15 protein-coding genes are annotated in these 13,509 nt (G+C 58.4%); 7 read left to right on the top strand and 8 right to left on the bottom strand.

The window, feature by feature from the left end:
* Window positions 1-125 precede the first annotated feature (125 nt).
* Window positions 126-1,835, top strand: a complete 1,710-nt coding sequence (locus ACTH3D_RS00600) for an AMP-binding protein (RefSeq protein WP_441664180.1) — start codon at window positions 126-128, stop codon at window positions 1,833-1,835.
* Window positions 1,836-1,912: 77 nt separating this feature from the next.
* Here ACTH3D_RS00600 and ACTH3D_RS00595 read toward each other — a convergent pair whose 3' ends face one another.
* The 6 genes from ACTH3D_RS00595 to yrfG all read right to left on the bottom strand — a co-directional run bounded on the left by ACTH3D_RS00595 (window position 1,913) and on the right by yrfG (window position 7,244).
* Window positions 1,913-2,695: a 3-hydroxybutyrate dehydrogenase gene (locus ACTH3D_RS00595; RefSeq protein ID WP_441664178.1), complete on the bottom strand. Its 783-nt coding sequence runs from the start codon at window positions 2,693-2,695 to the stop codon at window positions 1,913-1,915.
* 112 nt (window positions 2,696-2,807) lie between these two features.
* Complete coding sequence (msrB, locus tag ACTH3D_RS00590; RefSeq protein ID WP_441664176.1) at window positions 2,808-3,305, bottom strand: peptide-methionine (R)-S-oxide reductase MsrB; 498 nt, start codon at window positions 3,303-3,305, stop codon at window positions 2,808-2,810.
* 140 nt (window positions 3,306-3,445) lie between these two features.
* A complete protein-coding gene (locus tag ACTH3D_RS00585) occupies window positions 3,446-5,005 on the bottom strand; it encodes a phosphoenolpyruvate carboxykinase (protein ID WP_441664174.1) in 1,560 nt (519 codons plus the stop codon).
* Between the two features lie 208 nt (window positions 5,006-5,213).
* On the bottom strand, window positions 5,214-6,089 hold the full coding sequence (gene hslO, locus ACTH3D_RS00580; RefSeq protein ID WP_441664172.1) for an Hsp33 family molecular chaperone HslO: 876 nt from the start codon (window positions 6,087-6,089) through the stop codon (window positions 5,214-5,216).
* An 86-nt stretch (window positions 6,090-6,175) separates the two neighbouring features.
* The gene (locus ACTH3D_RS00575) at window positions 6,176-6,571 is read right to left on the bottom strand and encodes an RNA-binding S4 domain-containing protein (protein ID WP_441664170.1); all 396 of its coding nucleotides are present in this window, start codon (window positions 6,569-6,571) and stop codon (window positions 6,176-6,178) included.
* Window positions 6,564-7,244, bottom strand: coding sequence for a GMP/IMP nucleotidase (gene yrfG / locus ACTH3D_RS00570; RefSeq protein WP_441664168.1), 681 nt, complete (start codon window positions 7,242-7,244; stop codon window positions 6,564-6,566). The genes ACTH3D_RS00575 and yrfG overlap by 8 nt, the downstream gene beginning before the upstream one ends.
* Before the next feature lie 148 nt (window positions 7,245-7,392).
* On the opposite strand from yrfG, the gene nudE reads away from it, so the two are divergent.
* On the top strand, window positions 7,393-7,989 hold the full coding sequence (gene nudE, locus ACTH3D_RS00565; RefSeq protein WP_441664166.1) for an ADP compounds hydrolase NudE: 597 nt from the start codon (window positions 7,393-7,395) through the stop codon (window positions 7,987-7,989).
* Window positions 7,990-8,032: 43 nt separating this feature from the next.
* Here the strand turns inward: nudE and ACTH3D_RS00560 are convergent, their stop codons facing one another.
* Window positions 8,033-8,605, bottom strand: a complete 573-nt coding sequence (locus ACTH3D_RS00560; protein WP_441664164.1) for a DUF924 family protein — start codon at window positions 8,603-8,605, stop codon at window positions 8,033-8,035.
* 95 nt (window positions 8,606-8,700) lie between these two features.
* Between ACTH3D_RS00560 and ACTH3D_RS00555 the strand changes: the two genes are divergently transcribed.
* The 5 genes from ACTH3D_RS00555 (at window position 8,701) to ACTH3D_RS00535 (ending at window position 13,171) form a co-directional block, all read left to right on the top strand.
* Entirely contained in the window at window positions 8,701-8,919 is a 219-nt protein-coding gene (locus ACTH3D_RS00555; RefSeq protein WP_441664163.1) for a hypothetical protein, read from the top strand.
* Between the two features lie 75 nt (window positions 8,920-8,994).
* Window positions 8,995-10,173, top strand: coding sequence for an MFS transporter (locus ACTH3D_RS00550; protein WP_441664161.1), 1,179 nt, complete (start codon window positions 8,995-8,997; stop codon window positions 10,171-10,173).
* Window positions 10,174-10,206: 33 nt separating this feature from the next.
* Entirely contained in the window at window positions 10,207-11,595 is a 1,389-nt protein-coding gene (locus ACTH3D_RS00545; RefSeq protein WP_441664159.1) for a YcjX family protein, read from the top strand.
* Window positions 11,592-12,734 carry a TIGR01620 family protein gene (locus ACTH3D_RS00540; protein WP_441664157.1) on the top strand — a complete coding sequence of 381 codons (1,143 nt, stop codon included), beginning with the start codon at window positions 11,592-11,594 and terminating at the stop codon, window positions 12,732-12,734. Before ACTH3D_RS00545 ends, ACTH3D_RS00540 begins: the two co-directional genes overlap by 4 nt.
* A 113-nt stretch (window positions 12,735-12,847) precedes the next feature.
* Complete coding sequence (locus ACTH3D_RS00535; protein ID WP_441664155.1) at window positions 12,848-13,171, top strand: hypothetical protein; 324 nt, start codon at window positions 12,848-12,850, stop codon at window positions 13,169-13,171.
* Between the two features lie 97 nt (window positions 13,172-13,268).
* On the opposite strand, the gene ACTH3D_RS00530 is transcribed toward ACTH3D_RS00535, so the two are convergent.
* Entirely contained in the window at window positions 13,269-13,484 is a 216-nt protein-coding gene (locus tag ACTH3D_RS00530; protein ID WP_441664153.1) for a hypothetical protein, read from the bottom strand.
* Window positions 13,485-13,509: the final 25 nt, after the last annotated feature.

Below are 13,509 nucleotides of genomic sequence, written 5' to 3'. Positions count from 1 at the left end.
TGGCCTGGACCTTGGACAGACGGTTTAAAATCCGGCTACATTGTCGACAATCTCTGAAGCTTCGCCCCGTCTGTCTGAGCAGCCCGTTCCGAATAACAAACGACAACGCAAAGAGGATACCCATCATGAGCACCCCGTCGACAGCGCCAGATATAGCACAGTTTGTGCAGGCCCGTGACTTCCTACAGGCCCACCGTGAAGACTACGCTACCGCCTACCGCGACTTCCGCTGGCCGCGCTTCAGCGAGTTCAACTGGGCGCTGGACTACTTCGACCCCATGGCTAAAGGCAACGATGCCCCGGCATTGTGGATCGTCGAGGAAGACGGCAGTGAGGCGCGCCTGAGCTTTGCCGAAATGTCCCAACGCTCTAACCAGGTGGCCAACTGGCTGCGTGGACTGGGTATCCAGCGCGGCGACCGCATCCTGCTGATGCTCGGTAACGAAGTGCCGCTGTGGGAAGTCATGCTGGCCGCCATCAAGCTCGGCGCGGTACTGATTCCCGCCACCGCGCTGCTGACTCCAGAGGACCTCGACGACCGTGTTGGCCGCGGCGGCGTCAAGCACCTGATCATCGGTCATGCCCATCTGGACAAGTTTGATGACATCGACGCCAGGCTCACGCGTATCAGCGTCGGTGGCGCGACGCCGGGCTGGCATGACTTTGCCGAGTCTCAAAAGGCCGATGCTGACTTCACACCCGATGGTGTGACCAAAGCCGATGATCCAATGCTGCTGTACTTCACTTCCGGCACCACCTCACAGCCCAAGCTAGTAACCCACACCCACCAGTCCTACCCGGTAGGGCACCTTTCCACCATGTACTGGATTGGTCTGCAGAAAGGCGACCGGCATCTCAATATCAGCTCGCCAGGCTGGGCCAAGCACGCCTGGAGCTGTTTCTTTGCCCCATGGAATGCTGGTGCCTGCGTATTTCTTTACAACTATGAACGGTTCGATGCCCTGGCCCTGCTACAGGTGCTGGAGCGCTACCAGATCACCACGCTGTGCGCCCCGCCCACCGTATGGCGCCTACTGATCCAGCAGGACCTCAAGGCGTATGACATCGCGCTGCGCGATATCGTCGGTGCTGGCGAGCCACTCAACCCCGAGGTCATCGACCAGGTGCAAACTGCCTGGGGGCTGACCATTCGTGACGGCTTCGGCCAGACCGAGACCACTGCTCAAATCGGCAATTCGCCCGGCCAGCCGCTCAAGCCTGGCTCCATGGGCCGTCCTTTGCCGGGTTACCATGTGGCCATGCTCGATGCCGAAGGTAACCCAAGCAGCGAAGGTGAGGTGGCCCTTGTGCTGGGTGACAAGCACCCCGCTGGGCTGATGGTCGGCTATGCTGGCGACCCTGAGCGCACCGAGGAAGCTATGTTTGGCGGCTATTACCGCACCGGCGACATGGCCAGCATCGACGATGAAGGTTACATCACCTACGTGGGCCGCTCCGATGATGTGTTCAAGGCGTCTGACTACCGCATCAGCCCCTTCGAGCTGGAAAGTGTGCTGATCGAGCACCCCGCAGTAGGCGAAGCCGCCATCGTCCCAAGCCCCGACCCGGTGCGCACCTCAGTACCCAAGGCCTACATCATCCCCGCCACCGGCTTTGAGCCTGATGCCGAACTGGCACGGGATATTTTCGCCTTCACCCGCGAACGCCTGGCGCCTTACAAGCGCATCCGCCGCTTGGAGTTCGCCGACCTGCCCAAGACCATCTCGGGCAAGATTCGCCGCGTCGAGCTACGCCATGCCGAAACCAACAAAGCGGATGACCAGCGCGGAGAGCTAGAATTCTTCGAGGACGACTTTCCCGACTTAAAGCCCTGAAACAATCAGTAAAGCCGCACACAAAAACGGGAAGGCAATGCCTTCCCGTTTGTAAGCCGCCTGCTGCAGCTAATCGCTTACTGCATGAACCAGCCGTGGCTGACAACCAGCGACTGACCGGTCATCACATTGCTCTGGGCAGCAGCAAAGAACAGCACGGCATCAGCCACGTCGTCGGTAGTAGTAAACTCAGCGTCTACCGTTTCCTTGAGCATGACATCCTTGATCACTTCCTCTTCAGTGATGCCCAACTCCTTGGCCTGCTCAGGAATTTGTTTATCGACAAGCGGCGTACGCACAAAACCCGGGCAGACCACATTCGCAGTGACATTATGCTCAGCGCCCTCCTTGGCCAAGACCTTACAGAGACCAATCAGGCCATGTTTGGCAGTCACATAAGGCGCTTTAAGCTTCGAGGCCTCTTTGGAGTGCACCGAACCCATGTAAATAACACGACCATAATTGGCTTTGTACATATGCTTGAGGCAGGCGCGGGTGGTCAAGAAGGCGCCATCAAGATGGATTGATAGCATCTTTTTCCAGTCGTTAAACGGGAAATTTACCAGCGGGTGTACCGTCTGGATACCCGCATTGCTGACAAGAATGTCAATCTTGCCATACTTGGCAATAACCTCATCCACCGCTTTTTCAACCTGCGCCTCGTCAGTGACATCCATGGCCACAGCAAAAGCATCAGCCCCGGATGCCTTGATCTCATCTGCAGTAGTCTTTGCAGCATCCAGATTAAGATCAGCAATAATGGGAATGCCGCCTTCGGCGGCAAAACGGATGGCAATTTCCTTGCCGATGCCGCTGGCAGATCCAGTAATCAACCCAACTTTGCTATCAAAACGCGCCATGGTTCACTTTCCTTCTTTAAGAGTTGGCAATGCCATCAAAAGAGTCAAACACGAGCTCATACAAAGACAGAACAACAAGACAGAGCAACGATACACCACATAGGGTGAGTCACTAAGCAGGCACAAACTCAAGCGCCAGACCGTTGTTGCACCAACGCAAGCCTGTTGGCTCTGGGCCGTCCTCGAAAACGTGACCTTGATGACCACCGCAGCGGGCGCAGTGATATTCCGTACGAGGAATCAGCAGCACAAAATCTCGCTCAGTCAGCAGGTGGCCTTCCACATGGGTGAAAAAGCTCGGCCAGCCGGTGCCTGAGTCGTACTTCATGTCGCTGTCAAACAGTACCAGGCCACAGCCGGCACAGCGGTATTCACCGTCGCGGGTTTCTTTATCCAACGGGCTCGACCCGGCGGGCTCAGTTCCTGCTTCACGCAGAATCTCATAGCGGGCCTCGCCCAGGCGCTCACGCCATTCGTCTGCCGATAGCTCGAGCTTTTCAATCCCCTCGGCCGGTGACAGATCCAGCTTGGGACGTGCGCTGACCACTCCTGGCAGCGCCGTAGCCAGGCCGGCAATACCGATCATTCCTAAAAACTGGCGGCGCTTCATGATGTGATCTCCCATGCGTTGAGTCGGTCGGTACAGAGGTATTCAAAAATAAAAAGGGGAAGCCATCGCTTCCCCTTATAGACTTGCAGCCAGGCACCAAGTTCACTGTAAACGCAGTGCCTTGTGTTACTGGCGTTTTATCAGCCCAGGCTCGGCCCTGCCTTGGTGATGGCGTCGCTAACGCCGTCAAACATCTTGAAGTTGTCGACAAACTTGGCCACCAGCTCGCCCAACTGACGATCATAGGCGTTCTGGTCTTCCCAGGTTTCACGCGGATCAAGCAGACGCGAATCAACGCCCGGGACAGCGGTAGGCACGGCCAGATTCAGGCCTGGCAGATGACGGGTTTCCACATCGCGCAGCACACCAGCCTGAATCGCGCTGATGATGGCGCGAGTGGTCGGAATGGAGAAACGCGAACCACCTTCGCCGTAGACGCCACCGGTCCAGCCAGTGTTGACCAGATACACTTGGGCGTCTTTCTCAGCCACACGCTTGATCAGTAGGTCAGCATAGACACGCGCTGGGCGCGGGAAGAAAGGGGCGCCAAAGCAGGTTGAGAAGGTCGCTTCCAGGCTGCTGGAGGAACCCACTTCGGTCGAGCCGACTTTAGCGGTGTAGCCAGACAGGAAGTGGTAAGCCGCCGCTTCCTTGGACAACACAGAGACCGGCGGCAACACACCACTCATGTCGCAGGTTAGGAAAACGATGGCATTGGGCTCACCGGCACGGTTTTCGGCCACACGCTTCTCGACGTGCTCCAGCGGATAAGCGGCACGCGAGTTCTGGGTCAGGCTGTCGTCGGTGTAATCCGGCTCACGACGATCATTGAGCACCACGTTTTCCAGCACAGTGCCAAACTTGATGGCATCCCAGATGATCGGCTCATTCTTCTGAGACAGATCGATACACTTGGCGTAGCAGCCACCCTCAATATTGAACACTGTACCGACACCCCAACCGTGCTCATCGTCACCAATTAGGAAACGCGCGGGGTCAGCTGACAGCGTGGTCTTGCCGGTGCCAGAAAGACCAAAAAACAGCGTGGTTTCTCCGTCCTCACCCACGTTGGCACTGCAGTGCATCGGCAACACGTCAGCCGCGGGCAGCAGGAAGTTCTGCACCGAGAACATGGCTTTCTTCATTTCGCCGGCATAGCGCATCCCAGCGATCAGTACTTTCTTCTCAGCAAAATTCAGGATCACACAACCGTCGGAATTCGTGCCATCGCGGGCCGGATCGCAGACAAAGAACGGCGCGTTGATGATCGTCCACTCATCTTTACCCGCCGGGTTATAGGCATCAGGACGCACGAACATCGTGCGGCCAAACAGGCCATGCCAGGCAGTCTCGGTATTAACACGAACCGGCAAATAGTGGGTCGGATCGCTGCCAACGTGAAGCTCAGAAACATAATACTCGCGGCCGTGCAGGTATTCCTCGACACGCGCCCAGAGGGCATCAAACTTGTCGGCAGCAAAAGGACGGTTGACGCTGCCCCAGTCAATTTCATCACGCGTGGTCGGCTCATCGACAATGAAACGGTCCTTGGGCGAACGACCGGTACGCTCACCCGTATTCACTACCAATGCTCCCTGAGCGCCAAGACGACCTTCGCCGTTAGCGACGGCACGCTCGATAAGCTCCGTGCTGCTGAGGTTGACGTGGGCTTTAGTGGGGGCTGATTGCGTCATGTTCATGTCGTTTCCTGGGCCTTGGGCCGTTCTCTCATTTACCGTGCGTGAGTGGTACTTGCTCGCTCATCCCGAGAGCTCCGCAAACGGCATTCCGTTTCGTCCCGCCCTGCTCTCACCTAGATGAATGGCGCGTATTATTGCAAATATTCACGCTACGTGGAACGTCATCTTTAAGTGGAATTATGTAGTTTTATTACCGGAAAGCGCTATTTTAATGCAGCGTCGGTGGTGGCGAATCTGGTGTATCCAGCATTAACTCGACCTCAGCGGCAGTGAAACTGTAATTGGTATGACAGAAATGACACTGGGTATCGATACTGCCCTGCTCTGCCAGGATTTCGCGCAGCTCCTGGCCACCCAACGTCAGCAAAGCGCCAGCAATCCGCTCGCGCGAGCAGGTGCAGCCAAAGCGCAGCTCCTTGGGCTCAAAAATGCGCACACTTTCCTCATGATAAAGTCGACGCAACATCTCTTCAGGCCCCACCTCAAGCATCTCAGCTTCATTCAGGGTCTGGGCCAGTATTACCGTGCGCTCCCAGGCATCATCATCCTGATTGAGCGACTCATCCGGCAGGCGCTGCAGCAACATTCCGGCACTTGTTTCACTGTCAGCGGCCAGCCACAGCCGTGTCGGCAGCTGTTCGGAGCGGGCAAAGTAATCTTCAAGGCAACCGGCCAGAGAGTCGCGCTCCAGTGCCACGACACCTTGGTAACGGCGCCCGCCCTTGGGGTCCAGCGTGATAGTAATGCGCCCGCTGCCAAACAGGTCGGTGAAGTTGGCATTCTCATCCGGCAAGGCCGCGCTGTCGTCAAGCTGGGCAATGGCCCTCAGCTCACCGCCGGGATTGGATTCGGCCATCATCATGGTCACCGCACCCTGGCCACGCACCTCGATGCTCATGGTGCCGTCGAGCTTGACCGTCTCGGTCAACAGCGCCACAGCAGCCAGCAACTCACCCAACTGACGCGTCACGGCATCAGGGTAGTCATGACGCGCCATCACTTCACGATGCGCCTTGGCAAGGTTAACGATCTCACCACGTACGTTGGTGCGCTCAAAAAGAAAACGCTGAATCTGATCAGTCATTGGAAAACCTGATTACCTGAGTAAAAAATGACAAGTATTGAAACCTTGAGCGGATAGGCCACAACGTGCCAGCGGAAAATGCGGCGTCAACCCTTGCCACTGTCCTCACCACGCATGAAACGCTTAATCTGGCGGCGGTCCCGGCTGTCGGGACGTTTGAGCGGATGCTGCATGGCCTGATTGGCCAGACGCCTGCTTTCGGCTTCCTGGGTACGACGTTCCTGGCTCTCGGTGGTCTCCTGATATAGGGTCCGGGCCTCGGGGGCGCCACGACGTTGATCCGACAACAGCAGCACTTCGACTTCCATCACATCCCAGCCCTGGGGAACCCGAATCAGCGCACCCACTTCCACAAGCTTGCTAGTTTTAGCCCGGGCGCCGTTGTAATGCACCTTGCCGCCTTCAATGGCCTTCTTGGCCAGCGCCCGGGTCTTGAAAAAGCGTGCCGCCCACAACCACTTGTCGAGACGCACACTACTCATGGGCACCTCCTGCAGATGAAACGACCTGCGGCAGCAAAGAGGCAAACCGGTCAACTGCCGAAAAACTCTCGAACACCTTTTCTGGGCGCGTGCTGTCCGGCTGCTTAATACCCAACAGGTGACGAATACCAAAACGGTGCGCACTCTCCAACACGGTAACGTTATCGTCAATAAACAGCGTGCGCTGCGGGTCAAAGGGCTCGATTTTCTGCAGCTCGACCCAGAAACTCTGCTGCTCTTTGGGCGCGCCCAGATCCTGGGAGGACACGATAGCATCTAGGTAGTGGTCAAGCCCGGTGAGCGGCAGCTTCAACGCCAGACTTTCACGGTCTGCATTGGTCGCCAGCACCACTCTGGGGTGAGCGTCCTTGAGCCACTTGAGAAAATCCAGCGAGTCATCGCGCAGGCCGATGAGGTGCTGCACTTCACGCTTGAGCGCCGGCACATCCACCTTCAGTTCGCGGCTCCAGTAGGCCAGGCTGTACCAGTCCAACGAGCCCTGCTCACGGATAATCCGCGAACGCACCACGTCCTGAGTTGCTTCATCGAGCTGGTGAAGCTCCACATAGCGGCGCGGCAAGTGCTCAAGCCAAAAATGACTGTCAAAGTGCAGATCCAGCAGAGTGCCGTCCATATCCAGCAGAACGGTATCGATGGCGCGCCAGTCGATCATGAAGTTCCTCGAAGAGTCCGGAAAGGTTCACGAATGAAAACGACGTGATAGTGTAACCAATCAATGCTGCAGTCGCATGTTGCTGCCATGTCACCTCAGTCACTGTACGCGTTTACCTCACTCACCACTTAATCATAAGGACGTCACCATGAGCGACTCCCCCGTGCACAAACCCGATATTCTGGCACGACGCCGCGTCGCTGAAAGCCGCTTGTTTCGCATTGAAGAAATGGAGCTGCGCTTTTCCAATGGCGCCGAACGCACCTTTGAGCGGCTGGGTGGCACAGGACGCGGCTACGGTGCAGTAATGATCGTCGCCCTGCCCGACCCCGACCACGTGCTGCTTATCCGTGAGTATGCGGCAGGCCTTGAGGACTATGTGCTGACGCTACCTAAAGGCCTAGTAGACCCGGGTGAAGATATCGTTACTGCGGCCAACCGCGAGCTGATGGAAGAGTGCGGCTTTGGCGCCCGGAATATTGAGCCGCTGACTGAGCTGAGCCTGGCACCCAACTACATGAGCCACCGCATGCAGGTCATGCTGGCCACTGATCTTTACCCCAAACGGCTGCCAGGCGACGAACCTGAACCACTGGTCGTTGAAACCCACGCGCTTGAAGAGCTGCCGGCACTGCTGGAGCGAGATGACTTCCATGAAGCCCGGGCCATCGCCGCCCTGTACATTGCCCGGGATATCGCACGCGAGTTGCGTCGTGCCGAAACGCTGGACATCAATCCCTGGTAATGACACAAACGGCCTCCCCTCACTCCGCTCTACACGAGGCGGCTCAGAAGGAAGACCCCGGGCGCTGCAAAAAACTCAGTTCTTCCGCACTGGATTCACGACCGAGAATTTCATTGCGATGCGGATAACGACCAAACTGCAGCAGGATGTCTCGATGACGATGCTCGAAGTCCAGGTTCTTCTCAAGTCCTGGCTGGTCAAACAGTCGCAGCGCTTCCTCGTGAACAAGCAACGACTCGCTATGCATGTAAGGCATATACAGAAAGGCCCGCTCATGGGGCTCAAGGGCAGCATCGTCTCCCCGCGCCACGGCTTCCTGCGCCAACACCAGTGCCTGCGGGTCTGCAGCAAAAGCCTCGGGCGTATCGCGATGGATATTGCGTGAAAACTGGTCAAGTACAATCACCTCGGCCAGGCGACCATGCGGCGTGGCCCGCCACCGCCACAATTCCCCGTGCTTGGCAGCCATCAGCACTTCACCAAAACGTCGTTCAATATCAGCATCAAGGGTGCTGGACTTCTGGAACCACTGCGCCGGCGTCAGTTCTGTAAACCAGTACCTGATCACCTCGCTTGCAAATTTTTCGGATGCATATACTGCATTCTGATCGGGCATATCCACGCCTCCAAGTTCATGCCCCATTGGGGACAACGGCTGGTATCATTCAGCATAGCGTTATTCCATACAACTTAACGACTGGCGGCTTACCCATGAATTTCAACCAGATGCTTCCCATGTTCGGCTATGTTTTCAACGTCATCGGCATTGTGCTGTGTATCGTCGGCCTGACCATAGCCCGCAACAAACATCGACGCGTACTTGGTGGCATTCTGGTGGTACTCGGCTTTCTGATTGCCGCAAGCCCGATGCTGATGCAGATGATGGGGGCTTTCGAACCCTCTGCAACTGGCGTCGTGCCCCCGCAGTAAGCCCACAGCCAACTAACGCTTCGCTTTCTTCACTGCTTATCGCCATGGTCAATCGCCATAGCTAAAGGTTATCAGATGCCTCGGGTCGTTCTGCTACTGTCACTATGTCAGGCACTGCTGGTCAGCGGCAATATCCTGCTAATCGCCGTATCACCGCTGATCGGCTCACAGCTTGCGCCATCGCCAGCCTGGTCTACCGCCCCCGTAGCAACCCAGTGGTTGGGCCTGATGTGCGCAACCATCCCCGCCTCGCTAATCATGGGACGGCTGGGACGTCGCCGCGGCTTCGTGCTCGGCAACTTGCTCGGCCTCAGCGGCGCCTGCCTAGCCATGGTCGCCCTGCAGGCGCAGCAGTTCATACTGTTCCTGGCTTCTACCTGGCTGATCGGCATCGGGATCGGCTTTGGCCAACTGTACCGCTTTGCGGCGGTTGAGGCGGCCCCTGAAGGCGGGCGTGACCGGGCGATTGGCCTGGTGATGGGCGGCGGCGTGCTGGCGGCCTTCCTTGGCCCCTGGCTTGCCCGCTACAGCCATGCGCTGGCCGACACCCCATATCTAGGTAGCTTCTTCGGCCTAGCCGCCCTCTATCTGCTTGCCCTGGTGCTGCTACGCTGGGTGCATATCGCCCCGGCTGCGCCACACTCAAAGACCACATCAACGCGTTCGCTGCTCGATATTATGCGCCAGCCTAGCTTCATCCTGGCTGCTACCAGCGCCATGGTGGGCTATGGCGTGATGAACCTGGCCATGACCGCTACGCCAATCGCCATGGCCGATGCCGGACATAACTTCGACCAAGTTGCCACCACCATCCAGTGGCACGTAGTGGCCATGTTTCTGCCCTCGTTTCTGACCGGCCGGCTGACCGCCCGTTTCGGCCCAGTATTCATGATAGTGACTGGCTGTCTGCTGCTGGCAGCAAGCGTGGCCGTTGCCCAATTCCAGACCAGCTACGCCCACTTCATTATCGGCCTGGTGCTGCTTGGCCTGGGCTGGAACTTCACCTTCTTGCCAGCGACCGGGCTGCTCACTGAAGTACACAAGCCAGAAGAAAGAGCACGCACCCAAGCCGCCAACGAATTCCTGGTATTTTCCACCGTAGCCATCACGGCACTGATTGCCGGCCCACTGGTCAACACCGTGGGCTGGTCAGCCCTCAACGCGTCACTGTTGCCCCTGTGCCTGCTGCCACCGGTAACGCTGGCCTGGCGACGACTTGCGTTGCGCCGCCGCCACCCCCATACCAACCTCTAGACCCAGACTGTCACCGACAAGGACCTCTGCCGCATGCTCGAGCCCCTGACCCGGGAACTGAATGACCTGATGGAGCGAACGCGCGATCGCCAGTTGCGTCTGGCGGTTACTGGCCTGTCGCGTGCGGGAAAAACCGCCTTTCTCACCTCGCTGATTCACCAGCTGCGTCACGCTGGCGTCGAAGCTCGGCTGGACTTGCTAACGGCAGCCCGGGAAGGTCGGTTGCTGGGCGCACGCCGCGTCGAGCAGCAGGACCTTGGCGTACCGCGCTTTCCCTTTGATCAGGCCATGGCCGCCCTTGATGCCAACCCGCCACGCTGGCCGGATGCCACACGCGGCATCAGCGAGCTGCGTCTGGTACTGCGCTACCGCCCACGCAAGAACAGTCTGTTCGGAGCGGATATCCGAGAGCTAACACTGGACCTGTTTGATTACCCCGGTGAATGGCTACTGGACCTGCCGCTGCTTGAGCACGACTTTGACAGCTGGAGCCAACAACAGCGCACCGACGGCCAGCAGCGCGGCGAATTTTTCAACCAGTGGCGCAGCGCGGTTGAACAGCTGAGCCCACAGGATGAGTTGGACGAAACCCGCCTGGCCGAGATTGCTGAGCTGTATGCTGGCGGCCTACGCGCCGCACGAGAGGCAGGCTTTTCTGATCTTCAGCCCGGGCGCTTTCTTCTGCCCGGGGATCTTGACGGCGCACCCGTGCTGCAATTTTTCCCGCTGCCCGGACTTGGCGATCACGCCCCCGGCACCTTGACCAAGCTGCCCCCCGACAGCCTGTATGCCACCCTGAAACGGCGCTTTCGCTACTATCAGCAACACATCGTCAAACCTTTTTACCACGATCATTTCCGCCGCTTTGATCGCCAGATCGTACTGGTTGACGTGCTCGGCGCGCTCAACGCCGGGCCAGAACGTTTCGAAGATCTGTCCCGTGCCCTCACCCGGCTGATGGAAAGCTTCGACTACGGCCAGCGCAGCCTGCTCAGCCGACTGTTCGCACCGCGGATCGACCGCCTGGCGATTGCTGCCACCAAGGCCGACCATGTCACGCCCGAGCAGCACCCACGTCTGACCGGCCTGCTGGAAGCGCTGCTGGCTGAACCGATCAAGGATCTGCGCTATGCCAACGTGCCGGTCAAGGCCCTGTCGCTGGCCTCGATACGCGCCACCGACGCCAGGGAGGTACACGACAATGGCAAGACGCTCACCGCTTTGCGCGGCACTACGCTGAGCGGAGAAAGTACCTTGATGTTTCCCGGTGACGTACCCCAACAGCTGCCAACTGCGGACTTCTGGGCGCGCCAAGGCTTCAATTTCACCGCCTTTCAGCCGCTGCCCCCGGGCAAAGGTGCCCTGCCGCACATTCGCATGGATGCCGCCATCGACTGGCTGATCGGAGACAAACTGCAATGAATTCAAGATATTCGTCTTTTGGCACCCAGAAAAACAGCCAGCGCCAGAACGATCAGCAAAACCATGACCCACGCCCAGGCCGACGCTTTTCCCTACCAGAACAGGATGCCGAGCCCACGGAGCGCAGCAACAGCCGTCCCAACCCCGCTGAGCCGGCCCCGGGCCAACAAGTCTCACCAGATATCGACAACCAGCCACTAGTCATCGACACGCCGGACCCGGATAGCCAAGCCGAACGCGGGCTGGCCGATAGCCTTTCGCGCCCGCGCAAACGTCGCTGGGGGCTGCTTGGCCTGCTGGCGGGTGGCGTTACGCTGGGTGTGGTCGAGCTTGGCCTTTCGCTGCCAGCCAGCCTAGCCGCTGGCGACTGGTTCAGCCTGGGCTGGCAGGCACTGGGCCTGGCAGCCATTGGCCTGGGCAGTGCAGCGCTGATCTGCGAGCTATTCCGCCTGCGTCGGCTGCGACGTCACAACAAACTGCGCGAGGCGCTGGGTGCACTACCCCAAGCCACTCACCGCCGCGCTCTGGCGACTGCCCAGGCACTGCGTCAGGACCTTGATCTTGATGACGACCACCCGCACTGGCAGGCGTTTATCGCCGCCAGTCAGCCGCACCACGATGGTCAGGACATTCAGGTACTGCTCGACCACCACCTGCTGGCCCCGCGCGATCGCGAGGCCAGCCGACTGATTTCACGCATGAGCAGCGAAACGGCTGTGCTGGTCGCGGTCAGCCCGTTGACCCTGGTGGATATGGCACTAGTGGCTTGGCGTCATCTGGCCATGGTTGACCGGCTCAGCCGCTTGTACGGGCTGGAGCTCAACTATGCCTCGCGGCTACGTCTGCTGCGCCATGTGCTGCGCGACATGGCCTTTGCCGGCGTCAGCGAGATGGCCAGCGACGCCAGCATGCAGCTGGTTTCCATGAATCTGGCCGGTAAACTTTCGACCCGCGCGGCCCAGGGACTGGGCGTGGGCCTGCTGGGCGCCCGCCTGGGGCTACGAGCCCAGCGCCTAGTGCGCCCGCTGGCCTTTACTGACGATCAGCGCCCGCGCCTTGCGGATCTGCGCAGTGATATGTGGCAGCGTCTAAGACGCCTGGAAAGTCGGGCGCCAGCGTCTGACAGGCCCGAGGACTGACGAAATCCAGAGGCTGGCTGATGCAGCCAAATAAGAAATAAAGCACAAAGTCAGGTAGCATGACGACCGTCAGAAAACACCGTTCGCTATCTTAAAGGAGCTAAGGAAATATCATGATCCGCTTCATTTTCAAGCTTGCTGTGCTGGCCGGACTGGCCTACGCCGGCCTTTTCTTTTATTACGATTACACCATGAAGCGCACCGTCGAAGCCCAAGTCAGCGAACTAGGGCTCAGCTCAGTTGAAGTAAAAAGCATCGACTTCCCCTACACCGCACCGTTGATGACAGACACCCGCATCAAGGCCAACGTGATTTCCCGCGGCGTGGGCGCCGGGCTGAATATCCGCGTCATCGGCAACCCGGTATTCTCCGACAACGTCAGCCTAGAGCTTGACGGCTTACAGGCACTGCAACTGAACCTTGGCACCGGCCAGTAGTTTTGACGGTGGCTGAAGGCGTTTGAGTCTACTCCAGCTCCAGACACAATACGGCCCAGGCCTGAAACAAGCTGGGCCATGAATCAATCCCGACAGGTTAATCTTGCGGCGGGTTCTTGGTGAACTCCCTGTCAGCCAGGGCAGCGGCGACTGCTTCTTCCCACTCGCCCTCGCTGATATCCCAGTGCTTCATATCATGCTCGCTGGCAGGCCCTGCGGCCATCTCCTGCAGCTTTTCTTCTTTAACCTTCTCAAAGCAATGTTGGGCAAATTCTCTGGTTTTCTTGTCGTTCAACTGACGGATCACAGACATACCTTTTCTCCTCGTCATGCATCGA

The sequence above is a fragment of the Halomonas sp. genome (assembly GCF_052095765.1).
Taxonomy (GTDB): domain Bacteria; phylum Pseudomonadota; class Gammaproteobacteria; order Pseudomonadales; family Halomonadaceae; genus Halomonas.
Note: the sequence above shows the minus strand (reverse complement) of the source record. Positions and strands in the feature narration are given on the sequence as shown.

Excerpts from the sequence above, each read along its gene's own strand:
- ACTH3D_RS00600 (WP_441664180.1), top strand. The coding sequence starts at position 126 with ATGAGCACCCCGTCGACAGCGCCAGATATAGCACAGTTTGTGCAGGCC.
- ACTH3D_RS00595 (WP_441664178.1), bottom strand. The coding sequence starts at position 2,695 with ATGGCGCGTTTTGATAGCAAAGTTGGGTTGATTACTGGATCTGCCAGC.
- msrB (WP_441664176.1), bottom strand. The coding sequence starts at position 3,305 with ATGAAGCGCCGCCAGTTTTTAGGAATGATCGGTATTGCCGGCCTGGCT.
- ACTH3D_RS00585 (WP_441664174.1), bottom strand. The coding sequence starts at position 5,005 with ATGAACATGACGCAATCAGCCCCCACTAAAGCCCACGTCAACCTCAGC.
- hslO (WP_441664172.1), bottom strand. The coding sequence starts at position 6,089 with ATGACTGATCAGATTCAGCGTTTTCTTTTTGAGCGCACCAACGTACGT.
- ACTH3D_RS00575 (WP_441664170.1), bottom strand. The coding sequence starts at position 6,571 with ATGAGTAGTGTGCGTCTCGACAAGTGGTTGTGGGCGGCACGCTTTTTC.
- yrfG (WP_441664168.1), bottom strand. The coding sequence starts at position 7,244 with ATGATCGACTGGCGCGCCATCGATACCGTTCTGCTGGATATGGACGGC.
- nudE (WP_441664166.1), top strand. The coding sequence starts at position 7,393 with ATGAGCGACTCCCCCGTGCACAAACCCGATATTCTGGCACGACGCCGC.
- ACTH3D_RS00560 (WP_441664164.1), bottom strand. The coding sequence starts at position 8,605 with ATGCCCGATCAGAATGCAGTATATGCATCCGAAAAATTTGCAAGCGAG.
- ACTH3D_RS00555 (WP_441664163.1), top strand. The coding sequence starts at position 8,701 with ATGAATTTCAACCAGATGCTTCCCATGTTCGGCTATGTTTTCAACGTC.
- ACTH3D_RS00550 (WP_441664161.1), top strand. The coding sequence starts at position 8,995 with ATGCCTCGGGTCGTTCTGCTACTGTCACTATGTCAGGCACTGCTGGTC.
- ACTH3D_RS00545 (WP_441664159.1), top strand. The coding sequence starts at position 10,207 with ATGCTCGAGCCCCTGACCCGGGAACTGAATGACCTGATGGAGCGAACG.
- ACTH3D_RS00540 (WP_441664157.1), top strand. The coding sequence starts at position 11,592 with ATGAATTCAAGATATTCGTCTTTTGGCACCCAGAAAAACAGCCAGCGC.
- ACTH3D_RS00535 (WP_441664155.1), top strand. The coding sequence starts at position 12,848 with ATGATCCGCTTCATTTTCAAGCTTGCTGTGCTGGCCGGACTGGCCTAC.
- ACTH3D_RS00530 (WP_441664153.1), bottom strand. The coding sequence starts at position 13,484 with ATGTCTGTGATCCGTCAGTTGAACGACAAGAAAACCAGAGAATTTGCC.